This window comes from Candidatus Njordibacter sp. Uisw_002, assembly GCF_047730155.1.
GTDB lineage: Bacteria > Pseudomonadota > Gammaproteobacteria > Pseudomonadales > Balneatricaceae > Njordibacter.
The window spans coordinates 165,038-188,274 of sequence record NZ_CP159832.1 but is presented as its reverse complement, the minus strand read 5'-3'; the positions used below and the strand labels follow the sequence as shown (position 1 = coordinate 188,274).

Annotated in this window: 27 protein-coding genes; 10 read left to right on the top strand and 17 right to left on the bottom strand. The window is 40.8% G+C overall.

Features of this window, described 5'->3' with window-relative positions; all coding sequences use genetic code 11:
* Positions 1–528 precede the first annotated feature (528 nt).
* The 3 genes from ABXT42_RS00905 (at position 529) to ABXT42_RS00895 (ending at position 1,905) form a co-directional block, all read left to right on the top strand.
* Complete coding sequence (locus tag ABXT42_RS00905; protein ID WP_443628505.1) at positions 529–918, top strand: hypothetical protein; 390 nt, start codon at positions 529–531, stop codon at positions 916–918.
* A 15-nt stretch (positions 919–933) separates the two neighbouring features.
* On the top strand, positions 934–1,215 hold the full coding sequence (locus tag ABXT42_RS00900) for a hypothetical protein (RefSeq protein WP_443628504.1): 282 nt from the start codon (positions 934–936) through the stop codon (positions 1,213–1,215).
* 132 nt (positions 1,216–1,347) lie between these two features.
* Entirely contained in the window at positions 1,348–1,905 is a 558-nt protein-coding gene (locus ABXT42_RS00895; RefSeq protein WP_443628503.1) for a tyrosine-type recombinase/integrase, read from the top strand.
* A gap of 86 nt (positions 1,906–1,991) precedes the next feature.
* On the opposite strand, the gene ABXT42_RS00890 is transcribed toward ABXT42_RS00895, so the two are convergent.
* The gene (locus tag ABXT42_RS00890) at positions 1,992–2,630 is read right to left on the bottom strand and encodes an AAA family ATPase (RefSeq protein ID WP_443628502.1); all 639 of its coding nucleotides are present in this window, start codon (positions 2,628–2,630) and stop codon (positions 1,992–1,994) included.
* Between the two features lie 10 nt (positions 2,631–2,640).
* Positions 2,641–3,378, bottom strand: a complete 738-nt coding sequence (locus ABXT42_RS00885; protein ID WP_443628501.1) for a hypothetical protein — start codon at positions 3,376–3,378, stop codon at positions 2,641–2,643.
* A gap of 261 nt (positions 3,379–3,639) precedes the next feature.
* Here ABXT42_RS00885 and ABXT42_RS00880 point away from each other — a divergent pair, with 261 nt between their 5' ends.
* Positions 3,640–4,353 carry a hypothetical protein gene (locus ABXT42_RS00880; protein WP_443628500.1) on the top strand — a complete coding sequence of 238 codons (714 nt, stop codon included), beginning with the start codon at positions 3,640–3,642 and terminating at the stop codon, positions 4,351–4,353.
* 293 nt (positions 4,354–4,646) lie between these two features.
* Here ABXT42_RS00880 and ABXT42_RS00875 read toward each other — a convergent pair whose 3' ends face one another.
* Genes ABXT42_RS00875 through ABXT42_RS00860 form a run of 4 tightly spaced genes read right to left on the bottom strand, consistent with a single transcriptional unit; the run spans position 4,647 to position 6,422 of the window.
* Positions 4,647–4,856 (bottom strand): hypothetical protein, encoded by a 210-nt coding sequence (locus ABXT42_RS00875; RefSeq protein WP_443628499.1) that lies wholly within the window; start codon positions 4,854–4,856, stop codon positions 4,647–4,649.
* 20 nt (positions 4,857–4,876) lie between these two features.
* On the bottom strand, positions 4,877–5,446 hold the full coding sequence (locus ABXT42_RS00870) for a hypothetical protein (RefSeq protein ID WP_443628498.1): 570 nt from the start codon (positions 5,444–5,446) through the stop codon (positions 4,877–4,879).
* Positions 5,443–6,009 carry a hypothetical protein gene (locus ABXT42_RS00865; RefSeq protein ID WP_443628497.1) on the bottom strand — a complete coding sequence of 189 codons (567 nt, stop codon included), beginning with the start codon at positions 6,007–6,009 and terminating at the stop codon, positions 5,443–5,445. Before ABXT42_RS00865 ends, ABXT42_RS00870 begins: the two co-directional genes overlap by 4 nt.
* Entirely contained in the window at positions 5,988–6,422 is a 435-nt protein-coding gene (locus ABXT42_RS00860) for a hypothetical protein (protein WP_443628496.1), read from the bottom strand. Before ABXT42_RS00860 ends, ABXT42_RS00865 begins: the two co-directional genes overlap by 22 nt.
* A 217-nt stretch (positions 6,423–6,639) precedes the next feature.
* Here ABXT42_RS00860 and ABXT42_RS00855 point away from each other — a divergent pair, with 217 nt between their 5' ends.
* Positions 6,640–7,077 carry a hypothetical protein gene (locus tag ABXT42_RS00855; RefSeq protein ID WP_443628495.1) on the top strand — a complete coding sequence of 146 codons (438 nt, stop codon included), beginning with the start codon at positions 6,640–6,642 and terminating at the stop codon, positions 7,075–7,077.
* A gap of 91 nt (positions 7,078–7,168) precedes the next feature.
* Here ABXT42_RS00855 and ABXT42_RS00850 read toward each other — a convergent pair whose 3' ends face one another.
* On the bottom strand, positions 7,169–8,092 hold the full coding sequence (locus ABXT42_RS00850; RefSeq protein WP_443628494.1) for an ADP-ribosylglycohydrolase family protein: 924 nt from the start codon (positions 8,090–8,092) through the stop codon (positions 7,169–7,171).
* Between the two features lie 250 nt (positions 8,093–8,342).
* On the opposite strand from ABXT42_RS00850, the gene ABXT42_RS00845 reads away from it, so the two are divergent.
* Positions 8,343–8,588, top strand: a complete 246-nt coding sequence (locus ABXT42_RS00845; RefSeq protein ID WP_443628493.1) for a hypothetical protein — start codon at positions 8,343–8,345, stop codon at positions 8,586–8,588.
* 80 nt (positions 8,589–8,668) lie between these two features.
* On the opposite strand, the gene ABXT42_RS00840 is transcribed toward ABXT42_RS00845, so the two are convergent.
* Positions 8,669–8,983, bottom strand: a complete 315-nt coding sequence (locus ABXT42_RS00840) for a hypothetical protein (protein ID WP_443628492.1) — start codon at positions 8,981–8,983, stop codon at positions 8,669–8,671.
* Positions 8,984–9,868: 885 nt separating this feature from the next.
* On the opposite strand from ABXT42_RS00840, the gene ABXT42_RS00835 reads away from it, so the two are divergent.
* Positions 9,869–10,570, top strand: coding sequence for a hypothetical protein (locus tag ABXT42_RS00835; RefSeq protein WP_443628491.1), 702 nt, complete (start codon positions 9,869–9,871; stop codon positions 10,568–10,570).
* A gap of 94 nt (positions 10,571–10,664) precedes the next feature.
* On the opposite strand, the gene ABXT42_RS00830 is transcribed toward ABXT42_RS00835, so the two are convergent.
* The 8 genes from ABXT42_RS00830 to ABXT42_RS00795 form a co-directional block, all read right to left on the bottom strand.
* The gene (locus tag ABXT42_RS00830; protein WP_443628490.1) at positions 10,665–12,635 is read right to left on the bottom strand and encodes a hypothetical protein; all 1,971 of its coding nucleotides are present in this window, start codon (positions 12,633–12,635) and stop codon (positions 10,665–10,667) included.
* Between the two features lie 52 nt (positions 12,636–12,687).
* Positions 12,688–13,044 (bottom strand): hypothetical protein, encoded by a 357-nt coding sequence (locus tag ABXT42_RS00825; RefSeq protein ID WP_443628489.1) that lies wholly within the window; start codon positions 13,042–13,044, stop codon positions 12,688–12,690.
* A 516-nt stretch (positions 13,045–13,560) separates the two neighbouring features.
* Positions 13,561–13,968, bottom strand: a complete 408-nt coding sequence (locus ABXT42_RS00820; RefSeq protein ID WP_443628488.1) for a hypothetical protein — start codon at positions 13,966–13,968, stop codon at positions 13,561–13,563.
* Positions 13,969–14,075: 107 nt separating this feature from the next.
* On the bottom strand, positions 14,076–15,611 hold the full coding sequence (locus tag ABXT42_RS00815; protein ID WP_443628487.1) for a hypothetical protein: 1,536 nt from the start codon (positions 15,609–15,611) through the stop codon (positions 14,076–14,078).
* A gap of 378 nt (positions 15,612–15,989) precedes the next feature.
* Positions 15,990–16,838: a hypothetical protein gene (locus tag ABXT42_RS00810; RefSeq protein WP_443628486.1), complete on the bottom strand. Its 849-nt coding sequence runs from the start codon at positions 16,836–16,838 to the stop codon at positions 15,990–15,992.
* A gap of 47 nt (positions 16,839–16,885) precedes the next feature.
* Positions 16,886–17,095, bottom strand: coding sequence for a helix-turn-helix transcriptional regulator (locus ABXT42_RS00805; RefSeq protein WP_443628485.1), 210 nt, complete (start codon positions 17,093–17,095; stop codon positions 16,886–16,888).
* A gap of 42 nt (positions 17,096–17,137) precedes the next feature.
* Positions 17,138–17,683: a hypothetical protein gene (locus ABXT42_RS00800; RefSeq protein WP_443628484.1), complete on the bottom strand. Its 546-nt coding sequence runs from the start codon at positions 17,681–17,683 to the stop codon at positions 17,138–17,140.
* Positions 17,676–18,845 carry a tyrosine-type recombinase/integrase gene (locus ABXT42_RS00795; RefSeq protein ID WP_443628483.1) on the bottom strand — a complete coding sequence of 390 codons (1,170 nt, stop codon included), beginning with the start codon at positions 18,843–18,845 and terminating at the stop codon, positions 17,676–17,678. The genes ABXT42_RS00800 and ABXT42_RS00795 overlap by 8 nt, the downstream gene beginning before the upstream one ends.
* 233 nt (positions 18,846–19,078) lie before the next feature.
* Here ABXT42_RS00795 and ABXT42_RS00790 point away from each other — a divergent pair, with 233 nt between their 5' ends.
* From ABXT42_RS00790 to ABXT42_RS00780, 3 genes are all read left to right on the top strand, one after another.
* Entirely contained in the window at positions 19,079–20,230 is a 1,152-nt protein-coding gene (locus ABXT42_RS00790; protein WP_443628482.1) for a DUF6538 domain-containing protein, read from the top strand.
* A 155-nt stretch (positions 20,231–20,385) separates the two neighbouring features.
* Positions 20,386–20,982: a hypothetical protein gene (locus tag ABXT42_RS00785; protein WP_443628481.1), complete on the top strand. Its 597-nt coding sequence runs from the start codon at positions 20,386–20,388 to the stop codon at positions 20,980–20,982.
* Positions 20,983–21,893: 911 nt separating this feature from the next.
* Positions 21,894–22,145, top strand: a complete 252-nt coding sequence (locus tag ABXT42_RS00780; protein WP_443628480.1) for a hypothetical protein — start codon at positions 21,894–21,896, stop codon at positions 22,143–22,145.
* 63 nt (positions 22,146–22,208) lie between these two features.
* Here the strand turns inward: ABXT42_RS00780 and ABXT42_RS00775 are convergent, their stop codons facing one another.
* On the bottom strand, positions 22,209–23,141 hold the full coding sequence (locus ABXT42_RS00775; protein WP_443628479.1) for a helix-turn-helix domain-containing protein: 933 nt from the start codon (positions 23,139–23,141) through the stop codon (positions 22,209–22,211).
* Positions 23,142–23,237 lie beyond the last annotated feature (96 nt).

Genomic DNA, 23,237 nt, shown 5'->3' with positions numbered 1-23,237 from the left:
AAATGGCGCTTCTTACAAAATTAGATAAATAAAAGTATAAAGAAGTTATACACGCGACCAAATTAATTAGCAGTACTCAAAGCGTTGCTGACATTCACGCTAAAGAATGTTTAACAGGGGCTCTCCGTCATATAGTCCCAGTCGCAAAAACGGACAGCAAGTGAACGCAGTAATGTTAGTAGCAAAGATTCGTGCTCATTGACCAGTGAGTGGAAATTAAACGAAGTTATTCAAGTAGTACCTATTCTATGACTTGGATGATCCCGCGTGAAATCGGCAGCGTAATGTATGGGGAGTAAAGCACGCTACTTCCTAAAGCATCGCAGAATAGAATGGTGACAGTAATGGAAACTATTAGATGCTCTGGCTAGGGCTTCTATGGCTCAAGTAATGACACATAAAAATTAAAACAATAATTAATTAAAGAAATACAAACAAAGCGAGATTCATATTTCTGAAAGAAATATTAAGTGAGGTGAAGTTTGTAGATTGCCCGAATCGGGCATCTTAATACGGAGAACATAATGTATGAGTTATACCAAACAAATATTTAATGAAATGAAAGCAATTGATCCAAACATCACTGTACGTGAGTTCAGTTATAGATGTGGCAAAAGCGAAGGATATTATGGCAGTTTGATATCACAGGAATTGGAGTTATCTGATGAAGCCATCATCAACTTACTTGAGACTTTAGAGATGTGGAAATTGATCACAGTCAAAACGCCAAACAATACTGTGGATAAAATTCATCAGATTGATGATGTACAAAAAAATCTCACAACTGAACTCGCTGAGAGAACGAGTACTAATCACAACACCCTAAACAATCAAGTGAGAAATCTCATAATAAAAGCAGTCGTTAATTTGTACCAAAGCAAAACAAATGCCGATACCAGCATACCGTTTGTTTTTTAATTTGAGGTATGGCAAATGAGATATAACGACATAGACCTCCTCAACACTGAAGGTGGAAGACGCAAAATTCAGCAGATGAAAGCCACCAAGCACAATAAGGACTTTACCGACTTAGCACAGATGCTCAGTTCTTTTGATATTGGTTTGTCCGACATAGATAAAAAAATGATTAGTAAAGCAAACGCAATGTATAAAGATGAAATGAAGGCTCAATTGATTGTTCTGTTAAAGCGGGTATTCAGAAATGTAGGTTTGAGTTATGAAGTTGAGAAAGCCAACCTTAAACAATCACAATGAAACCCACCATAGTCACAGAATAGTATTGTGTGATTTAGCAAACTCAGCAATCCCTTACAAAATCGGTTGACCTCCATTCTTAGGTCACATAATATTACTTATATTATGTTTATGTGATTAAGGAATACGGCAATGAAGTCAGTCTCAGCAGTAAAATCAACAGAACAAATTTCAACTGTTAGTCATATGTTAGAAAAGCACGGCGGTGAAATTTACAAGGACATCTGGCAATTAGGATTAAATGTTGCTTTGCGTATTAGCGATTTGCTCAACCTTACTTACCTGGACTTTGCTGGTGGGGAAACAATCACTGTTATTGAACAGAAGACAGGTAAATCTCGCACTATAAAACTGAACGAAAAAGCACAGACTATTGTTAAACAGCGTCAGGTACTTAACCAAAACGATAAGTATCTATTTCAGTCTGTTGGAAACCGTGCAAAGAAACTACAAAAGCCATTAAGCAGAGAAACTGTTGCTCGCAAGTTCGCAGAAGTCGGTGAGATTATTGGTGTTCATTTAGGTACGCACAGTATGAGGAAGACACGCGGTTATGCGATGTGGTCAGCAGGAGTCCCACTGGAAATCATTGCTCGTGTGCTAAATCATAGTTCGCCAGCAGTGACGATGAGGTACATTGGTTTGGAGCAGGCTGATATCAACAAAACCTATGATGACTTTGTGTTGTGAGTACAAATTACGTCGTGTTTAACACGACGTAATTATTAGATAAAGAAAAGCCGCTAAAGATAGCGGCTTTTTTGTTTGGTCTGTGATCACCACAGAGCGATTCTCTTCGTCGCAGCATATACGGTCTTCCTAAACTGTAGTGCTACATTTCTGTAGGACAACTGTTTACAATGCGGACTGAGCGCTGACGTTAACAACTCTAAAGCAGCAGTCGGTGACATCTTTACACTCTCATTGGTTAAGCGTGACAAAAACGTCAATAACAACTGATCTGGCGTCGGACCACATATATGATATGTAGAGCAACGACTGGTAAGCGCAGGGATCACTTTCGTCAGATTATTGGTCGTCAAAATCACACTGCAAATAGCAGATTTTTCTGCTGTATCTGTACAGTATGTATCTACAAAATTCTGTAGTTCATACTGTGCTTCAGTCTTTAGGCGATCAATCTCATCTATGACAATCAAACCATTCGCATTAACGCTCATTCGTTGAATGTTGAGCGTGCCAACTAACTTACCAACGTTAAAGTTAGTTGGATCAAAACTGAACTCTATACAATCGCTCAGTCCGAGGTCTGTCGCTATTTGATTAGCAATCATCGTTTTGCCCGTACCATTACTTCCGTGTAGCAATACGTTAGTGGCTATTTTTGCGTCAATGATCATAAGCAAGTCATCCTTGACCAGTTGATCAGCAAATAAGATATTTTCTAAACTCATCTGCTTTTCCTTATGCTACTTTTGCTAATGGGAGTTGATCGTTTGAAGAACTCGCTTCTGTCATCTGCTGAACTACAGCAGCGATGATTTGGGCTTGGCTTTTGCGTTGTTCAGCAGCGAACTGATTATCATCTTTTGACTGTTGGTCAACGACAAGGCTCTTTAGGCTTGCTAGTACGTTCTTAACAGTAGGCAATGAATCTACTTCAGCGACTGGGACAACCGACTGGTCAGCATTTCGGCGCACAACGATAACGCTATATTCAAGTCCTTCGTGCTTAGTAACGCTGTTCATATCGAACTCTGGTGCTTGATCAAGCGCTTTGAGCACATTGGTGATGGCATCTTCGCGACTGACTGTAGGGGTTTTTCCTGAAGCATCTGTTCGACGCACCTCCTCTACACCACCAGCATCTTTGATCCAATCGACAAGATCGACGGTTTTAACACTTTCTTTGCGAGCGATCACAAGCACTTTAGCGTAACCAGAAGCACGATTGGCGCCGATGTCGCCAAACACAACTCGAGTCACTTTCGTTTCTAACTTAGTCGCATCAAGGCGCTTAAATCCTCGATTTTTTAGTTCGGAATTGAACGCTAGTACAACATCTCGCTTTGCGGCTCGGATGGTGGCTGTTTGCTCATAACACTCGGCTAGAATGTTATACAAACTGTCATTCACATTATCGAACTTTTTAGACCACTTACTTTGCTTTTTAGCAATCGTATCTAATGATTGAATGATCACTGCGGCGGCTGCGTTTGCGATTTGCTTCTTAGTTACTGCTTTAACATTTTTCATAATTTCATACCTATTTAGTTTACGGAGGGCTTGCGTTCATCGCTTTGCCTCAAACCGTATAACTATTATATAATATGCGAAGTTATGAGTTAATTTGATTACTAGTTATAGGTAATAGACGTGGACATTAAATCCCATAATGTGAAGCACACTTGTGTTCTATACGAAGATGAAGGGAATTTTCTTCATACATATCCTAGAGAAGCGGTGTCCTTGCGACGACGACCATTAAACCAGCCGTATCGTGACGCTCCGGATTATCAACGTAATGCGTATTATTTTTGGTTTGAGTACCTAAAGCGCAATACAGGTTATGAAAAATTTTGTCGTACAGGAAAGCCAAAGAAGTATGCTGAGTTGTATGAGCATTGGGGGAACATCTTTGAGGAGGATGATTTTTTGGATTGGTGGGATCGTCATCGCACTATCTTTATGGAACCACCTCAACGAAAAATAGAAGTGACCAATACTGCTATTAATGATGAAAATACCATCACGCTGACCATTCCGCTAGAATTAGATAAAACCTACCTCATTAGCCGCTTTAAGCGAGCACTGAATGAGCATAAGAAGAAGGGTCGTGGTCACGGATCTCGCGCTAAATATCCACTCCACACTAAAGCGGTGATCTATTCACTGTCCAAACACTTAGATGTTTACGATAAGCATTTGGCACAACCCGAATTGAGTTATTGGGAGTTGGCTGATCAGTGCGGCTTGATTGTTAATGAGGTGGTCGACCCAACAATGCGAGTAATAATGATCCGAAAAGATGAAGGGCAAGAAGATGCTATTAAGGCATACAGCCAAAAGGTAGTACTTCGTCGTAAGACCAGCCTTGTAGAGCGCCACCTGACTATAGCAAAGCAGTACATTGAGAATGCTGGAAAGGGTCAATTTCCCAAGCGTGAGAGGAAGTAGTTATGTCGTGTTAAACACAATATAACTTAGTCACTGCCCTATAAAGGCACCAATATCCATAGCACACTACCTGACACACTAGGTATAAACTTATATAAACTATTGATATAATTAATGTTATATTTGACGCGTCAATTGAAAATCCTCGTGTCGGCGGTTCGATTCCGTCTCCGGGCACCATTAACTAGACGGAACCTTTTGTTTTTAAACGATTAGTTCTACTTTAGGAAAAAAATACCCACGTTATTACCCATCTTATTGAAAAAACAGTTTATCTCAGCAGTACAACTTAACTAGACACTAAAATCCGATTTACTGGTCAGAACCATGTCATCGTTTAGTCTAGCCATTACTGCTTTTGCACTTTTTAGGTGGGCATAATATGGCGCTCTTGGATTGGTTGCCATCTCCTTCTCACACCGTTCTATCATAAACTGTAAAGCTGATTCCAGCATAATGCTTTCACTATCATTAACGGTAATGGTATGTTGATACGTTGTCATAAAGCATCCTTGGAATTGGTTTAGCCACTAGGCTTTAAGAATAGCCCAACAACCGACTGGACAACAGTAGGAGCTAACTGATGTCCCTGTTCTGGAATTAGTTGCACTTCATCAGCTTCTATTAACTCACTAAATTTTCGCACCATAATTGGGTTACAAGAACCAGCATCTAACTCACCAGAACATACAGCCAAATATTTAGGTTTAGCAATCCTGCCCTGCTCTAGAGCCTCTGACCAAAGTCTTTGATTCGGGGGTCTTGAGTAGAACATTTCTTCTTCTACTAACGTTAAGCCTAACGCAGGCGACAAAAGTAACACTTGGCTAGCTATTGATGGCTGATCGATGAGCGCGGACGTTAGTAAGTAAGCACCATAGGAGTTAGCAATAATACTGGTGTTAGGGCTATCAAACCTATGTAGTAAATCGTGAATGGTTGATATTTGTTGCTCAAACGGCAATGACAAAAAGATGCTGTTAACTGAAAGACCTATGCGATGAGGGTCAATAGTTTTTAAGTATGCGCCTAAACCTTTGTTAGCATCTCCACCACGCCCTGTAATATAAATGACTATCTGATCTGTACTCATGCCGTTTTGACCCTACGAGGTTTGCTGATTGACCAATTATCAGCCTCGCTGTAATGATGATTATCCCGCTTTGAAAGCCACCTTTGTACCCGCTGATTTGCTGCCTCAATCATTACAGGGTCTTTTGCATACTGAGTACAAAGCAGCTGTGGATTGACTTTAATAAAGACTCGGGGTAAATCTAACCTGTCTGCGTCCCAGCAAGTAGCTACCGTTTCATTAGCAGCATAAGTGCCTCCCGTATGCTGCTGACAGGCTACCTTAAGGAGCTTTAAATCATCCAAACTACACGTTAACAGGCCATCATCAAAGCACTGCTGAGCGAAGTCTGCACCTCTTGAGCCATGCCCATGATCAGTGTCTTCATTAACTCTGCAACTGTCATGGAACAAAGCAAAAAGCTCAACAACCCCAGTATTTGCTCCAGTCTTCTGAGCCAACTCCAAACCGTTTTTACGCACACGCATCCAGTGGCTTGGCCCATGAACGCCTGAGTGTGACAGTTTAAACTGACGGACTACGAACCTTACCAGCTCAGGTGTTAAGTAATGATGAAACGGCACAACATCCATTCCTTGGTTTTAAGCCAGTCCATTATAAAGCCACATAAACCAGCAGCGATTGTGAACGTGCTGACATATAAGGTTATATCTATTGTGGCTGCAGGAGCAAGTTCAGGCAACCAAACTACAATACCAACCAAGACTAACACCACAGTTATTGATGCTGACTTAATTTCAACATACCTTTTGTAGCGTCTCATTATTGGTGAGAATTGAGCTATTAAATGCCAGACAAGAACTGAAGGCATCATCAGTAAAAACAAAGGTAGGATCATTGTCTGGGAAAAGAAGCTGTTACTTAAAGCACTGATGATAAAAAGATGGGCTAAGCTAACAAAGACTATGCCTACGAGCAATGCGACCACGTAACGCACTATTATTTGAACAAGTTGTTTAAATGGCCAAGCAATCATCAGTTATCCTTTTTGGCGTTATAAGCATTCCAGCCATAAACCTTACACTTCCTAAACCTACTTTACCAACTAGCTGGCTGCACTAAGTTACACGGCACTGATGAGGTTCCTGATTTACCAACGAATGCTTGAAATATAGTTATAGTGTAGTACCTTTGAGCCAGAAACCCTGACATGCGAAGTTCAAGATAACTCTCACCCTTTGAAAGGAACCATAATGGCAAACAATAAATCAGATCAGCTAATACAACTGACCCAAGAAGTAGTACTAGATTATTTTTCAAGGCTTGGGGGTAGTGGGCAATACAGTGGTTATGCTGACTGGCATGGATTTGGCATGGTAGCCCTAATTAGCCTAAATCCTGACCTAGAAATCACGTTACAAAAGCTGTACGAAAACAATATCTCAATTAGCGATAAGCTCTTTGATGAAACAGGCGATCTTGGGAAAAGAGTCACTGTGGCTGTAAATAATATTAGCCCTACAAAACATGATGTTAGGCAATTTTTATTCAAAGCTGACGATCGATACACTAACAATGTATTGTCTCAACTACAGCATACTCGTGGGCATCTTTCTCCCAAAGATCGAATAGGACAGGTAAAAGCTTGGGGAGCGTTTTATTACTTTATGATTACAGCATTAAATAAATAATATTTTCATACAGACATTAATATTACTGCCTTAAGCTGAACCTGTGTAAGCCACCAGCTGTATTTTAGTAGGAACAAAAGGCTTATTAACTTCAAGCGATGTATTTTTTTATTAGCTCGTTACATACCGCATCAATCTTCTCATTCGACGCTAAGCCATGTACCCACTCAGTTGGGATTGCTTCAAAGCCATAATAAGCTCCTGCCAACTGCCCGTATATGGCTCCCACAGTATCCGCGTCACCGCCTAAGTTAACTGCTTTCAGCAAGCCTTCGGCATAGGTGCTTGTATGGTAAAAACTCCACAGAGCTGCTTCTAGGGCAGCTATAACAAACCCAGTAGAATCCACTTCGCCTTCTTGCTTTGCCTTGTAGTCGCCTCTGACAAGACTTAGTAGCTCATCACACAGAGGCTGCTGCTGGTAGTAGTTTTTAACAGGTGAATAGTTGTCAGACAATAGCTCTTCTTTGCTTACACCGTTTAAAGCCCCCCAGATCATACCTCCGAAAAAACCTGTGGTTTGAAGACACATTTCACTGCCATGTGTTGTAGTAGCAGATTGGATAGAGTGATGGATAGCTAGGGCTGCGTCATGACTAAAATAAATAGGTACTGGAGCCAAGCGCATAATACAGCCATTGCCTGATCGTCTTGGGTTTGTATCACCTTGAGTAGGGTCTTTGGTTTTGTGGTAACGAATCATGGCTTTTAAGATGGTTTGGCCTATACCCACTGCCTTGCCAGTGCAGCTAAGGTAGCCATCATCAATCCAACGGCTGTACTGCTTCATCTGGTGTGCTGCGTCAAAGCCGTTACATTCTATTAAGCTTGAGGCTAAGCACAACGACATCGCTGTATCATCAGTCCACTGTCCAGCTTGTAGCTTAAATGGCCCACCTGCTCGAAACTCTGTTACAGGGTCAAACTTGCCTCTGGGACGAAATTCAACAGGCATGCCCATGGCATCACCAACTGCTAGCCCAAACATTGCACCGAATGTTCGATCCTGCTTCATATAACTAACCACAATTTATCAGCCGTCCAATTTTTTTCTTATTGCCATAAAATATTTCCATACCTCGTCCATGAATACTTCTGTCAATTCCCTCCACCTAGCCAGTTCATCCAGTAATTAATTCTCTTCAGTTCTATCAAAAAGTCATGATTATGGTCGTAAGTTACCAATATTTTGATCCATTGGGCAAGATTCGTGTAGTGAAAATAGTGTGGTATATTTTATCGTGTTTTAAATGGAGATATTACTGATGTACGAACTTGTATTTGCCGGATTCTTTTTAGTATTAGTCACTTTGCTAATTTCCATCTTAGTTATTTATCTAAAAATTGGTGACGAGTTTTTAAAAGCTAGAGAAATGCAACACTTACAGCTCATGGCGACGTTCCGTCTACTACAGAAGGCTGACTTGGATGCTAGTGGCCATTTTTACGACTCTGATGAAATGAAAGTTTACATGCTAAATCATATAGACGCCCGCCGAAGAAGAATCTGAGCGAGCATGATTACAAATGACTGCGAGGCTATGGGCGCCGTGCTTAATAAATTGGTGGTGCTTTTAAACAGACTTTACCCCTAATCTACAATACTACCATCCGCCCTACCTGAATAAGCCACCAACTGTATTTTAGTAGGCACAAACGGTGCATTAACTTCAAGCGATGTGGTTTTTGTTGGCCTGCCATAACCTCGGTCAAGTATAGCAGTAGCGGCTGCAATCCTAGCTGAATCGCTCTGGCTTGATTGCATGACTTCTACAAGCGTATCTAAGGCATCACTGGTGTACTCCCTAGCCAACTCTGATAGGTTCAACTTAAGCTCTGAGGTAGCCTTATTAACAGCTCCTGCTGGCCTGCCCGAACCTATACGAATGCCGCCATGTGATGCCATGTTGATCTCCTTTTGATAAATCTATCAGGTGTATTTTAACACATTAGACTATGTGCATACATGACCAGCCTAGTATCTACCTCGAGCTACAGGCACCACTCTCAATACCCGCTCTAACGTCGATTAAGCACCTTACAGCCATACTCTGAGCTGCGTTCGCCCATCCAGCACTAGATTGCTTCCAATCCTCATTAGCGGTGCTTAGAAATTGCTGTAAGGGTGTTTTTTAAGCTTAGTTATCGTGTGCTTTAATGATGGGTAGATTATCGAGTCATCATTTTAACTCGACTCCCCGAGTAGTTATTAGCACCCAAACTGCCATAGCCCTTACCTCGCGCCTTGGCTAAGTATGAGCATCTATAAAGCGCTTCACCAAATGCTTTGTCATTACCGCGGTGTACCTTATAAAAGCAGCGCTTTGGCACGTATGGTCTAGGATGCCCTCTAGGCAATAAAAAGCCCCGAAACCCTTTTATAAGGGTACCGAGGCTAATTGAGAGTCTCAATAATAACGCTTAAAACTCGTGATTGGTGGAGGGGGGGAGTCGAAAATAACCTTAATGGCTATATACAGCAGTATTTTAATATAATAATTAATATGCGTGTACCGAAAACGTAATTTGTCTACCTAGATTCTGGGAATGATCCCTTAAATATTCTTGATCCCATTGTTAATCTGCCAGACTTAGTTCAATAATAGAATGCCACACTTATTAATGGCCTTTACTGCAATTAGATTTAGACATTTACGTATATCTATTTCGTAAATACATTAGTAAGGTCTATAAATGAGTTCACATACGTTTTAAGAGATTGAATCAGGCGACTAGGTCTAAGTTTGGAGTACCTAGCTAGCAGGTTCAATTCGAACTAATTAGAAGATTTATGAATTATAGAAATAGTGTTCAACAATATAACAATACCATCAGGAATTTATGGGAATCTAAATTCAAAAAAGCCATAAATGCCTCTAATAAAAACACAGTTAAATTCAGCCAACCCTGTTTTCATATCACTCAGAATGAATCACCAGTTTGGCTTATAGGCATGAACCCTAGCTTGGTAAAGTCTGATGATAAGCACAGTGATATTTTAACGCGAAACTCTAAATTAACTGATAGTCTTATTGAAAAGTTAGCTGAAGATCAAAGAAACATGCATGAGAATCACCAATATTTTAAAACAGCAAAAGACTTTTTTGCTAATGACGTTGGCATTGACGACTTAGTGAATCCCATATTTCATGATCTTTATCCAATAAGGCATACTCAGCAAAATGAATTTGTGAAATTCTTAGGAGATAGTTCTTTACGTCAGAGTCTAGACGAAGCTACAAAAGCTTTTTTTGACAAAATCATGCCAGACATATTGGTCATAGCAAATGCTGGAGCATCCAAGCGCATAAAGGAAATTTTTTTTAAAGATGTTCAATCAAACTCAACCACACTTACTTATGAAAAAAATGGAAAAAAAACTGATATGATTTTTTCTTCAATGTTAAGTGGGCAGCGAGCATTAGACACATACTCAAGGTCACGCCTAGCTCGAGAAATACGTGAAAACTGGAGCGATAAGAATAAGGAATGAACATGCCTGATTCAATTGACCTTACTTACACTTGCTAAGTAAATTATATCAGGATTTTGATACTTTTTTAGAGCATGAAATTTACAATTTTTGTTTAAGCATTCTCTTTGGTGTTGAATATAGACCAAGATACTACCTCTTTTTCATCTAAGAGATCAAAATCAAAATCAAAAGTTTTTTCATTTTCATTTAGAGTAATGTCGCCATAATTAAGGCTTTGAGATGTACTTATCCATATTCGATTCTCCATGTCCGAAGCCGAAGAGAAATAATCTTCACTACTTACTTGTCCACCTTCTGACACTTCATGGGTAAATGCGGAATCATCTATGTCTTCAGCTTCATCCGTGATATTTGCTTCAAGATAGAACAGTAAACTGTCAATCTCCTCATCTTTCAGCTTTAACTCTTTTTGTAATAAATTTTCTATATTTTTTAATGCATATTTAAGAGCTTCAAATCCATATTCATCAGATGAAGCTAAGAATATAGATTCCCCTTGTATTATTAAATAATAATCATCTTCATCTGAATTATACACGGCATAAAATGTTTGAAGAGGTCCTTCTAAACTTCCGTTTGACGCACTAACCCAATCACTATCTATAGTTGAGGAAACATTTTGAACAGTAATGGCGCAAACTGAGCCACTGAAAATCTGGTCAAATTCAGTAGAACTTTCAGAGGTTTCATTTGCATCATCATAAGATTCGCCAAGACCGTCACCATCGGGTCGATAATCTTCGGCAGAGCCTTTTGAACTTATATCAATACCAAACCCGATAGTCTCAGAAAAGTTGATTACTAATTTAACTGTATCTCCAGCTTTTATATCGAAGATAATTTCCTCATATTCGCTTTCATTTTCATATGAAATATTATAAGTTGGCGACGGGTCTTCATCCTCACTGCAGATTGCAGTACTAACACCATAAGGGGCAGAGCCTTTTGTTTTAAACGTAACCTTATAAGAATCTTCGTCTAATTCGCCTCTCATACTTGTCACTATTACACCATTCATCTCGGTTTTTATGTCTATATCCCCACTCTTAGATGGAATTGACAATTCTGTCACATTGGGAGGACTAAACTTCACCATGTCCACTTTGCCTGTAACAGAGTATTTAAGATCAACATTTTTAGGGACTTCTATATAACCTGAATTTATCTCAATAGGACCATCGCCAATTTCTATATTTTCACAAACAACTTCTTGTTCGACTTTTCCGTTAATTTCAGCAGTTACATCAGCCTCCACATATACAGTATCTGTATCATCTCCAAAATCTGAAGTTTGAATTTCAACTACAGCAGAAAATTCGCCACTTGAGTCAACTATTGCTGAAGTTACATGCTCGATTGATCTCGCTAGTTTGGAAGTGTTTGATACTTTGTCTATTGTATTTTCAGCATCATCTAAAAAAATAAACCGCACAGGATTAGATGCACCACGCTTAATAAAACCTTCTGGCAGTTGCTTACCAAAGTACTGCATTAACACTTCAGATGGAGCTACACGCCCATGGAAGCCCCACCTGCTCTCGTCAGCATCTCCCATTCCTTTAAAAGCCACATCAGTCGCATTTAACCATTCGTCAACTTCAAACACACCAATAACTTCACCAGACTTATGCGCTATTACATAATCAGCTTGGCGCGCTCGGGCAACATTCAGCCTCCATGCATAGCGAGCGGCATTATAAATATCAGCCTTCTCAGAAACTGATTTGCTGATAGAAACTACAAGAAGATTATGGGCTGGAATGAGGTGTTTCATATAACGTCTCTCTATGTTTTCGTTATTTTTTGGTTTGGCTTTAAGATCAGTTTTTGACCTAGAATCTGTTGGCAATTGTTCATTTGTATTTGGCTCTAATTTCTTTTTAGTCGGGATTTTCCCAAAAATCTTTTTTATAAGATGAATAATTGGCCGCATAATTACTAAATATAATAGCCATGATGTTGCCCCAAGGGTTAGAAACCCACCAGATGTTTTATATTCAGTGTCATTGAATATTCCAATACCCACGAAACAAAGAATTAAACTAAATATTATCAATTTCATATAAATCCTAAAACAAGGTAATAAATTGAGAGCGGCCGAATAGATCTCATATTTAAACCTCGACTAATCCTCCGTTCCAAGCCATAGAGTGAGATGCCCCTCTCCACTCAGCCCCTTTGCCTTCAGCCTCAGAGATAAAGGTGAATTTCACACGATCAGCTCTTTTAGTGCCATCTTTTAAAGTGACTTCTTCAATTTTAGTAACTACACCACCAACATAGGAAGGCTTGTTTTTTGTGTGATGCAAAAAAACCTTGCCCCCAATGACGTCGCTAATATCATCTAGCTTAAAGTCCCAACAACATGAGGTATATTGCAGAGGTTTAGTTCCTTTTATAATCTCTAAACCTTTACGGCGCCATGTGGACCCGTCTAAAAATTTATCAGATTTTATATGTAAAACTTTCAATTTAAATACACTCTAAAATACATAACTTCCTGTTGATGACCCTTAAAAATTTGACTATAAATAAACTTAACATACATTCTCTAGGAATTATTCCTAAATGCTGTGCCACGGCAAATACATAATTGGTTCGGTGGTGTTCCTTTATAAGGATTTGATCTTTTGGCCCTTTAATACGTATTTATGTTGCTGGCTAACAACTACATAACCTTGATAATCTCTTTTAGCATAGGAATCACACTAAAGTCTACCTAGAGCTATAGGCACCACTCTTAACCCTCCGCTCTAACATCGATTAAGCACCTTACAGCCATACTGTAAGCTGCGTTCGCTCATCCAGCACTACATTGCTACCAATGCTCATTAGCTCTTCTTAGAAATTGCTGTAAGGCTTAAATCAGAAGTCTTCCTGAACCAATTACGACCAAGGCTAATCGTATTTATGTTCAGTATCACAGCTAAATTACTATAGATGAGTTGTCTTTTATTCTGTAGTCAGGCTCCTTGACCAATGCACTATTACTGCTTCGTCAACCTGACTAAAATCGGATCGCCCTCTTGCCATATACCAAGGCCCAATTTTTGGTGAATATTACCAAAGATAGTTGTTGGGTAAGATCTACCTTCTAAATTAAACGTACCTAACGGCCCTTTTAGGGTAAAGTTGCCATCACCAATCATTGTGAATCCCAATTTTTTGCGTAAATCTGGAGTGGGGAACCTCGAGCGATCAACTTTATCAAAGATCATGCCATCTCCATTAATTGTAACGTAATCCGTTGCGCCTTTATCATACCCACCACTTGGCCCTGTACCGATAATAAACCAGTCTAGCCGGTAGCTTCCATATAGCTCACCCTTAAAAGTTTTTTTATCTACTTTAGATACATTGTTCAAAAAATCTTCAAGAGATACTTCCATCTTCATCGTATTGGCCATTAAATTGGCAATACGTGTTTTTAAGTCACTGCTAACCTTCAAAAAATCACTCGGTGGATATACAGCAGTCCTAGAGTCTGGGTTGGCTTTCTTATCTACTGCTTCTTAGAGTTTGGGTGGGCTTTCCAGCCTGTAGCTTTTCTTAACACTAGTGGTGATATGCCAACTGCACTGTTACCTGCTGCAAACGCTCCACCTAAAAAGACGCTAAACGAGTCGCTATTATATGTATTCCATAGCTTTGGTCTAAGAGTTGATGCAACCTTAGGAGACCTCAGTATGTAAGGTTCTGGATGAAATGCACCCCATATTGCTCGCTTGTTTTTTTTCTCTATTAGTGTGGCAAGTGATTTACCACCTGTTAGATTTGGCTGACAATCTTGCGTTTGGCGGGGATTATGATATGGAAGCAGCTGTTTAGGATCCTTGGCTACATCATATAACTTGTACCAAACTTCTGCTAACGTAACTCCATGAATGTTTTTAAGATTAACAAAATCAATGTCGTATGCTTTATTGAGGGCGTAGTCTAATTGATCAATGATTGGACTCATTTGGTCAGCATACGACATTGCACACAGTCCGCGACTAATCTGACTACTGTACATCTTGTTTTTATCCATTATTGCCATGAACATTTCTGTGTAACGAATGCCCGAGTCAAGTATTACTTGGCTATTAAACTCTAAACCAAAATATATACCTGAGACTGCCATTCGAGTATTAATAGAACCACAATGGTCTTGGTTGATTCGTCGATTTGAGTCAACGTGCATGCGCTTATGACCTGTGTGTGGGTTTTTTAAGTCACATACATTTAATGATCCGCCCACACGGTCATTGCCCGGATACGCCTTGTATGTAGTAATCCATTGTTCAAACATACTCACAATGTCAGCATGTTTTGCTGGGGTAAATTTGTAGCTACGGTGGTAAACTGCATAATGCGCCATTATGTTTGAGACACTGTGGCGCAGTCCGTAATCATATGGCTGGTCGTACCTTCGTCTGTATTTGTTAGCCTTCTTCAATGTGCCTTCATTTAGCCAAGAAGTCAGAACACGCTTGTATGCAATAATGCCCGTTTTCGGATTGTTACTAAATCTCTGCGACATCATCTGATGACATTTCGTTACTGCAGTTGTCATTTGATCTGATTCTCCGCTGACATTGTTGAACAATGATTTGTATGTAATTGTACTAATAACGTCGTCTACGCATACATCAGGATCCACAAACTGGCTTTGATATCCAATTTCAAATTCAGTGTCCCTCATATTGTCGTACGTGATTTTAGAATGCCAATTCATAAACGAAGTATAATCGTCTACTAGTGTAAACCCACTAGGCACCTTCAGTCCGCGCAATGGTGTCTTAATTATGTCTTTGTACTTGTGGTATTGTGGAAGCAAGCGTGTGTTGTACTCGCCTGCGATAACACCTTGTGACTTAGCTTTTGAAACTGCAACAATGCAGCTCAATCCACGCAAATCTATGGCGTTTTTAAAGTCTTCGTTTTCTGGCTGTTCTTTAGCTACTCTACAGAGCGTTTTATCGCTCCAAGAGCTTACGTCTAAAGCCGCGGAGGTTTGGGAAAATACTGCTAGTAATAAGAATCCATATGCGCGCATTAAACTGCTCCTGTAAATTAAATACCTTTCGACACAGTAATCATATTTGACTAGAAAAACTAATCTATTTATGGGCAAAAATATTGGTTGCTACTGTGGATATTGATCAAGCTAGTTGTTTAACTTACACTGAAAAGTCTAAGAATTTTTCCTAAATTAATACCCTATTATATTTAAACGCCTTGAAAACAATGTCAACTAACCAAGATTTTTATCGATAGCATGATATGCAAATTATCAGATCAAAATCTAAACCCATCTAGCTGAGTAGTTATTACTACTTGGCTGGCCATAGCCCTTACCTCACACCTTTGCCAAGTATGAGCATCTGTAAAAATGCTTCTGCGCATTCACATGAAGCGAATGTAAATTGAACAGCTATAAATCATAATCTTCTAACCATTCTTCAACAGTTTGATCTTGTGGTATCTTTTTTGTTGTAGGCACAATACTTCTCCCCCTTGTTACCTTACTGGCTAATGAGCTTGTACCGTAGTTGCAATTACCCGTAGTTTGAATTGGCTCTAAACCACGCTGCATAAGGCGCTTCATGCTTTCGTTGTATGGCATTGCTGTGTGGTATTTGTATGGGCTGTGTATGGATGGTGTATGTGGATTGTCTGGCAAGACACTTGGAAAAAAAGCAGCAGCAATCTGCACATAAGTAATGTTCAGCAGCTTAATTGACTGCTTATCAAGCCTCTCTTCTCTAACAACAACTCCTGTAAATAACGTGCCTTTAAGGTTTCCCATATAGTCATGGAATGACGACAACCTTGGGGGAAGTGGTTGGTTTGCATTTAACCAGAACCTACAGAATCTACTGCGCTTTCCCACACGAAACTGGCCGCTAGGCAGGGGTGAGCCAATAGGGCCTTTTTTAGTGGCTTTAACGCGATCTAAGTCAGCATTAAAAACTGCATACCGACTATCATCAGTTAATAGGTTTATGAATTGCAGGTTAACACCGCTGTTGCGCTCCGCCCCATACCGTCCAGTGCTGTAGCTTTCATAAACTAGGACATCAATAGCCATCTGGCTAACCAACTCATAAACCAGTTTATCTTCGTGCAGCTTTAACCATTCTGCAGTAACAGGAAGTCCACTTTCAGCGATGATATTAAGGCGACCATCCACTATTTCTAGCTCATCACCTCGAGTCAATAAGTCTTTAACCGATGGTGTACTAGACATCGTTACCAACGCGAGATGCTTTATAGAACCCATTCTCTAGTGCGTTCCACCTTGAAAGGGCAACGCAACGCTCTGCTAAGTTATGATTGCACATGCTTAACCCCAAGCGAATCTGAGGATGTATGGGTCAGAGATTTGATGAAATCAAATATTTCGTCATCTCGCCAAAATACTCTTCCAGCGAGTTTGTATGGTTGGGGGATAGTATTAGATGCAATGTCACGATAAATACTTGACCGCGAGCGTCCGCCTAATATGACTTGAACTTCCTTGAATGATAATAATTTCATTTGGTGCCTCATGCTGTGGTGTGAGACAACAAATTACCACCATTATTTCTCGTTTTTGGGTGCAATAATAGTGTTGGTATTCTTGCACCAGAGTGTGACCAAATCTAGATCAGGCTCCTCACCAAGCGCTGCTATAACCTTTTTCTTGATTCTTTTAATGGAAGAGTTGATTGTTTCAGGACTTATAGTTTTTAGTTGTGTGTCTGCGACCAGCTTCAAAGCTCTGGTTTTGGGAATTTTATTAATTAACTCAGCGTGCCTAACCATCAAATACCATGAAAAATGAATCTTATTTGGCTTATGATTCGTTTTTCTCCCCAGATTTATCGGATTGAGTATCGATCCTTGCTTAGCTCCAGATAATCTTGTTTTTATATACTCGGCCATGTATTCGTTGACGATACCCATATCCAGTAACTTAAACATCAACGAATCATCTTCAGAATACTCTGCCTGAAATACTGCGCACGTACTCAGATAGATTTCTTGCTTGGCTTGGGCATCTAATTCAGCTGACCCAGATAATAAACCGTCTACTGACATTGGGCCTTCTATGAAACCCAAATTTGTGCTTCTATTATTACTCATAGTGACGCTCCCCCGACAAGTATTCAGACCATTTTTCCAGAGCTTGCCCTCGCAGTGATAGGTAGTCAGTTCTGTTATAGGCCTTTGTGACCTTGTTCCCTACCGAATGAGCCATTATCGTCTCTGCAACTTCGTAAGAACAAACTTCTGCCTCTGACAACCATATCCGTATACTTGTCCGAAACCCATGAGGTCTCTCATCCATGCCCATACGTTGCATAATTCGAGGCATAGTCGCATCACTTATGGGCATCCCCTGCGTACCTGTGAAAATGTAGCCATTACGTTCAAATGGCAGCGCTAGGTCAATTATTCGTTTAGCCTCAATTGACAACGGCACCCTAAAGTCTGCTGTTTTACCTTTGGGACCTTTCATTGAAGCACCACTAATAATCCAGTTGCCAGCCTGTATTTGCTCAGTTTGCATCTGTCGAATTGAAGCGGAGCGCACACCAGTTAATATCAGCAATTTAAGTGCTAGGTGGGATGCACTGCTTTCGGATAGTGATTGGTAAAAAGCCGGAACTTCGGGCCAAGGAAGGAATTTTATATGTTCTTCAACATGGCTGGACTCGCCCAACAATAACTTAGCTTTCTCAATAGCTTGAAGGTCAACTTCCACATCCATTGCAGCTGCATGTTTAAAAACTATTTTTAACCTAGAGATGGCTTTCGCAGCCGTTGCATACTTAGTGTGCCAGATAGGTGATAACACAGCTTTAATATCATGCTGGTTGAGTTGATCAATTGGCATTTTACCCAGCACGGGTAAGACATGGTTTGTAAGAGGAGATAGCCACCGTCCTGAAGTACCCTCGCCCTTAAGACTGTGTTTTTTAGCTTCAAAAGCTAACTCTGTAATTCTACCAAGGGTGTTATCTTGTTCTGACCTTTCACGGCCAACTTTTCTCTTGTGATGCTTTGGGTTTGTCCCCGACTTAGCAATAGCCATGTACTCGTCTGCAATGTTTCGGGCCTCTTTTAGCGTGACATGACTGCCACCCAGACCCATCTCATCCACTTTACCATTTATGCGATAACGCAACACCCACTGATGGCCACCTTCTTTCCGCTTCTTGAGCCACAAACCATTGCCATCGCAATGCATGCCCGCTGGAATTGTACGTACTGCGTTTGCTAACAATCTATGCTTTGCACTCATCACTTACCCACTTTTTTACCCATCTTTTTATATGGTACGCAATGAAGCGCAATGATACAAGCTAGTATATAATAAGCATATAAAACAATAATTTGAATAGATAATGTTACTTAGTGATATATCATGAAGCGTGGTGTCGGTTCCGTCTCCGGGCACCATAATCCCCTAAGAATCCCTCTGTAACCCGCATTATACCTGCATTTCCATCAATTTTACTTGTGGGTGTGTAAACCATGGTTGTAGACCAAAATAGCTATCTGTACCTTCGAAATAATATTTATTACTTTTCTAGACGTGTCCCTTTGGATATGGAAGGCCATTACGCTTCTAAAAGAATCGTTAAAAGCCTAAAGACCCGAACAAAACGAATCGCATTGCGTGTTTCAAATCAGATTAGCTTCCAGCTTGAGACATACTGGAGTTCTCTTCGCGTCGAAGAAATAACCAAAGGACTAGTTAGTGCTCCAGTGGCTACAGTCACGCCAGATGGCTGCGGGTATGACCTACTGGATGCAAAAGAGCACTACATACAGCTCAAAGCTGAAGGTAAGGATCACGTCTTTGTGCGCACTGTTGAGCGCAATGTCGATTACCTCATCGATGCTGTGGGTAATCGTGACTTATACGAATACACGACCTCGCATGGCGCTGTCTTTAGGGACTTCCTACTTGAACGTGGTTTAGCGGTTAGCTCAATAAGGCGAGTATTTTCTTCTCTAAAGCCAATTATCGGATTGATGATTAAAGAGCACGGGTTACAGGCTACTAATCCTCTAGCACAGACCTACATGCCCGAAGGCCCCTTAATGGAAAAAAGGAAGCCTATCCCTTTGCCCACGATTAGGCACGTTCAATCATTATGTGTCGATATTAATGACGACCTTAGATGGATTATCGCCTTAGTAAGCAACACAGGGGTTCGGTTAGCGGAAGCCTGTGGCCTTAAGTGTTCCGATGTCATTTTGGATAGCCCGACTCCATACATCATAATTCAACCCAATGAATGCCGAAGCCTTAAGACACAAGCCAGTATGCGAAAAGTTCCCCTTGTGGGTGCTGCACTCTGGGCAGCTACTCAAGCAACACAAAACATTCAAGTACCTTATAGGAAAGATGAATACCTCTTTCCCAGATATACTAAAGGTGGCAAGTGTAACGCTAACTCAGCCAGTGCAGCTTTAAACAAGTGGATGAAAAACTATGTTGATGATGGCTGTGTCATTCATTCATTCAGACACAGTATGCGCGACAGACTTCGAGCTGTTGAGTGTCCTACAGATATAGTGGATTCAATTGGTGGCTGGAGCAAATCTGGCGCTGGTCAAAACTATGGTTCTGGCTATCCTATTGATGTGTTGCACAGGTGGGTCAAACTGATTGAGTAGAACTGCACCGCTCCTTTGAAGTATCGAATTAACGTTAATAAAGCGCCCAGATCGAGGGTGCTTTTCGATCTAGAAGGAATTAATTTATGAACAACACAGATTATCAAGTTCACCCGTACTGTCTACTTTTCGTGCTGACAGAGGGTATTCCCAACATGCCTCAGGTTGATTGCACAAGACAAGCAAAAGGCGTAGAAGTCTATAATGATGATGGGTTCATATACTCTGAGTACACAAAACTCGGACACGACAAACCTCTCAGAGTTGGTTATCGACTGCCCACGGTTATAAAACCAGTCACGAAAAGTAGCGTCCTCCTTGAGGTGTTAATTGACGACACCAAAGGCAGGCAATATGGCTCGATTGTAGGAGGCGTAGTAGTCTCGCCTACAGTCTTTGAACCTGCGATACGCATCCAGTGTGGTGATCGAGCACGAGGAGGTGACCCTCGTATTATTGAAGGCAATAGAGCTGGCCTGACTTACACAACAGCTGCCACAATGAAGGGATGCCTTAATCCGAAGGTAGCCCACACCTTATGCATAGCGGGGCCTAATGAGACTTCTGCTTGGTTCTCTGCGTACTCGAATCCAAGTACAAGTATAGAAATTTGTGTGGGTGCTGATGTTGAACTTTGTGATGACCCTACAAACGAAGCAGGCAGGATTACTAGCTATTTGGAGCTTGAGTGTTACGCCATAAAACTGTTGGGCATAAAAGTCGATGAGGGGAAACTGGTAGTGGCTTCTTAGACACACACCCACAAGTAAAATTGATGGAAATGCAGGTATAATGCGGGTTACAGAGGGATTCTTAGGGGATTATGGTGCCCGGAGACAGCCTCGATTCCTTAAGAAGGTCTCAAAACCTTCAAATACATGCACTTACAACGATATCAGTGCCTCTCCCGCTGGTCAAGAGGATCTCACCGGTCTACAGTTTGGTCTACAGTTATAACAAAGCCATACATTGCAGCCTCTAATGGTTGTAATGTATGGCTTCATTTTTGTATTGATAATCCCAATACCCATAGCCCCTCACACCACCCAACTCCTGTGATAACTGCATGACTTCACACACGGTAAAGCACACTAACCGTCAACACGTTCAGCAGGTTCTATTGAGTAGCGCAAAAGCTGTCTAAGCGTAATGTATGGCATAACTGACAGACTAGATATGGGCCTCAGGAGGCTCAATAGATCCTGAGGGAGGGGTTTATAGCTGCAGCATGTAACTTATTGATATTCCTAGACTTAATGATGGGTCTCTTAATCTCCGACATTAGCTCCTACACCTTGATTTATATCACCAATACACAGGCTTAGGTTGGTATTTTAGTGTTCCTCAGAGAGCTTGTATGGAGGCCTCTGCGGTGGTTCTGATGGTGGTTATTCCGTGTTTAACCTTTGGTATTTGCTGGGCTAGATACTTGAACATCGGGGGGTGTTGAAATTATTCAGGTACACCATATAGCAGGGTGTAACTGATGTGTTGTTGAGATGAGTTACACCAAAGATTCTGATGAACTAACGTTACTTTTGTTGTTGCAGATAATGGCAGTATTGCAGCTACTTTGGTGTCTTCTCTATATGAGCTGAGGTTTACCAATAACCCCTTTATGCTGCAAAGGTTACACTTAGTGTCATTTTTAGGGGTAAAAAATATGGGTATTACAGACATCAAAAGAGAGCTGAGGCTTTATTTTATACAACAGCTAGCTAAGGATGAGTTGGTTAGGTCTGGGAACATGCTTAACCCTGATTTTTATTACATACCAAATAGTGAAGGGATTGGCTTGCTGGCTAATGTATATCGTGAGGCCCTTCGTAATGAGAATAGTCAGAGTTTAGATCGTGCTATCGAAGTAGCCAAAGCTTTTGACCGCTCTACTAATGTTAATTCTTCTGACTATTAAGCAAAGCGAACCGGTGCTTGGATTACCCTCGTTTTGGCTCGTCGACTGCTTAGGGATGATATTCTAGTGGTGCAGTTTTTTACCTGCATAATGAGATGGAGGCATACCAAAACGCCCGTGAAAGCGGTGGTTAAAATGACTCAAGCTACTATATCCCAAAGAAAAGCAAACACTACTCACAGACTCGCCTCCAGTCAACCGCTGCGCTGCAGTGTCTAGCCGCAACTGCTGTTGCAATTCCAAGGGAGTACAGCCCAGTTTTTGTTTAAACGATTGATAAAAACTTGAGCGACTCATGCAGGCCAATTTGCATAATTGATCAATATGAAGGCCCTCGTTTAAATGGGTTTTAATGTAGTGAATCGATTGCTGTAAACCACTTTTATCTGAATTTTCAAGTGAGTTTTGTAGAATAAAATCACGCGCTTGGTGACGTAATATGCGCGTAATCAGTTCAGATACGCCAAATTCAATGGCGATATTTCGCTCTGATTCATTTTCAATAAAGCTGTTAAATAATCGCTGCAGTAACATTTGTGTGCCTTGCGAATGGGCCGTATGCAAATGCTGCTGTGTTAAAACCTGCCAACTCTCCAGCTCCAGTGGACTACCCAGTTGTTGGTCTAACCGTTCACTAATTTCCGTCACCCGTTCACTGTCAATTTCTACGGTCAAACAACGTGTTGGGTGGTCAATGCGTGCTTCTGGAAAATCAATAGCCACCGTGGTGTCTGCCGCCATCACAAATGATTGATTGGGAATAAACTCCATAGAATCAATTGAATTGGTGCTGGCATCGGCGCCGTGCAATAACTTTCGGCCTTGGATCATTCCGCAATAAAGTAAGCCAGAAGAATGCAACAACACATTTTCTGCCGGTAGGTAGGTGTCGTAAATGCTAAGTTCTGAATGAGGCCCAGCAAAACTCACGCGGTTTTCAACTAAGGTTTTCGGTTTGTCTAAACCCAGCTTATTGGCTAATTTCAGGTCATTCATTGTGCTTTCCATTTACTAAAACATCGGATTTTAAGGCAAGCGTTGTGTACTCACAGGCAACCAACCACTAGCAGGCCAGCGTTATATTAATAATAC

Bases quoted from the DNA above. Each gene is read 5' to 3' on its own strand.
- ABXT42_RS00785 (WP_443628481.1), top strand. From the start codon at position 20,386: ATGCCTCAGGTTGATTGCACAAGACAAGCAAAAGGCGTAGAAGTCTAT.
- ABXT42_RS00795 (WP_443628483.1), bottom strand. From the start codon at position 18,845: ATGAGTGCAAAGCATAGATTGTTAGCAAACGCAGTACGTACAATTCCA.
- ABXT42_RS00790 (WP_443628482.1), top strand. From the start codon at position 19,079: ATGGTTGTAGACCAAAATAGCTATCTGTACCTTCGAAATAATATTTAT.
- ABXT42_RS00780 (WP_443628480.1), top strand. From the start codon at position 21,894: ATGGGTATTACAGACATCAAAAGAGAGCTGAGGCTTTATTTTATACAA.
- ABXT42_RS00810 (WP_443628486.1), bottom strand. From the start codon at position 16,838: ATGGGTTCTATAAAGCATCTCGCGTTGGTAACGATGTCTAGTACACCA.
- ABXT42_RS00840 (WP_443628492.1), bottom strand. From the start codon at position 8,983: ATGGCATCACATGGCGGCATTCGTATAGGTTCGGGCAGGCCAGCAGGA.
- ABXT42_RS00890 (WP_443628502.1), bottom strand. From the start codon at position 2,630: ATGAGTTTAGAAAATATCTTATTTGCTGATCAACTGGTCAAGGATGAC.
- ABXT42_RS00850 (WP_443628494.1), bottom strand. From the start codon at position 8,092: ATGAAGCAGGATCGAACATTCGGTGCAATGTTTGGGCTAGCAGTTGGT.
- ABXT42_RS00815 (WP_443628487.1), bottom strand. From the start codon at position 15,611: ATGCGCGCATATGGATTCTTATTACTAGCAGTATTTTCCCAAACCTCC.
- ABXT42_RS00895 (WP_443628503.1), top strand. From the start codon at position 1,348: ATGAAGTCAGTCTCAGCAGTAAAATCAACAGAACAAATTTCAACTGTT.
- ABXT42_RS00875 (WP_443628499.1), bottom strand. From the start codon at position 4,856: ATGACAACGTATCAACATACCATTACCGTTAATGATAGTGAAAGCATT.
- ABXT42_RS00800 (WP_443628484.1), bottom strand. From the start codon at position 17,683: ATGAGTAATAATAGAAGCACAAATTTGGGTTTCATAGAAGGCCCAATG.
- ABXT42_RS00845 (WP_443628493.1), top strand. From the start codon at position 8,343: ATGTACGAACTTGTATTTGCCGGATTCTTTTTAGTATTAGTCACTTTG.
- ABXT42_RS00905 (WP_443628505.1), top strand. From the start codon at position 529: ATGAGTTATACCAAACAAATATTTAATGAAATGAAAGCAATTGATCCA.
- ABXT42_RS00820 (WP_443628488.1), bottom strand. From the start codon at position 13,968: ATGAAGATGGAAGTATCTCTTGAAGATTTTTTGAACAATGTATCTAAA.
- ABXT42_RS00830 (WP_443628490.1), bottom strand. From the start codon at position 12,635: ATGAAATTGATAATATTTAGTTTAATTCTTTGTTTCGTGGGTATTGGA.
- ABXT42_RS00855 (WP_443628495.1), top strand. From the start codon at position 6,640: ATGGCAAACAATAAATCAGATCAGCTAATACAACTGACCCAAGAAGTA.
- ABXT42_RS00775 (WP_443628479.1), bottom strand. From the start codon at position 23,141: ATGAATGACCTGAAATTAGCCAATAAGCTGGGTTTAGACAAACCGAAA.
- ABXT42_RS00805 (WP_443628485.1), bottom strand. From the start codon at position 17,095: ATGAAATTATTATCATTCAAGGAAGTTCAAGTCATATTAGGCGGACGC.
- ABXT42_RS00870 (WP_443628498.1), bottom strand. From the start codon at position 5,446: ATGAGTACAGATCAGATAGTCATTTATATTACAGGGCGTGGTGGAGAT.
- ABXT42_RS00860 (WP_443628496.1), bottom strand. From the start codon at position 6,422: ATGATTGCTTGGCCATTTAAACAACTTGTTCAAATAATAGTGCGTTAC.
- ABXT42_RS00835 (WP_443628491.1), top strand. From the start codon at position 9,869: ATGAATTATAGAAATAGTGTTCAACAATATAACAATACCATCAGGAAT.
- ABXT42_RS00900 (WP_443628504.1), top strand. From the start codon at position 934: ATGAGATATAACGACATAGACCTCCTCAACACTGAAGGTGGAAGACGC.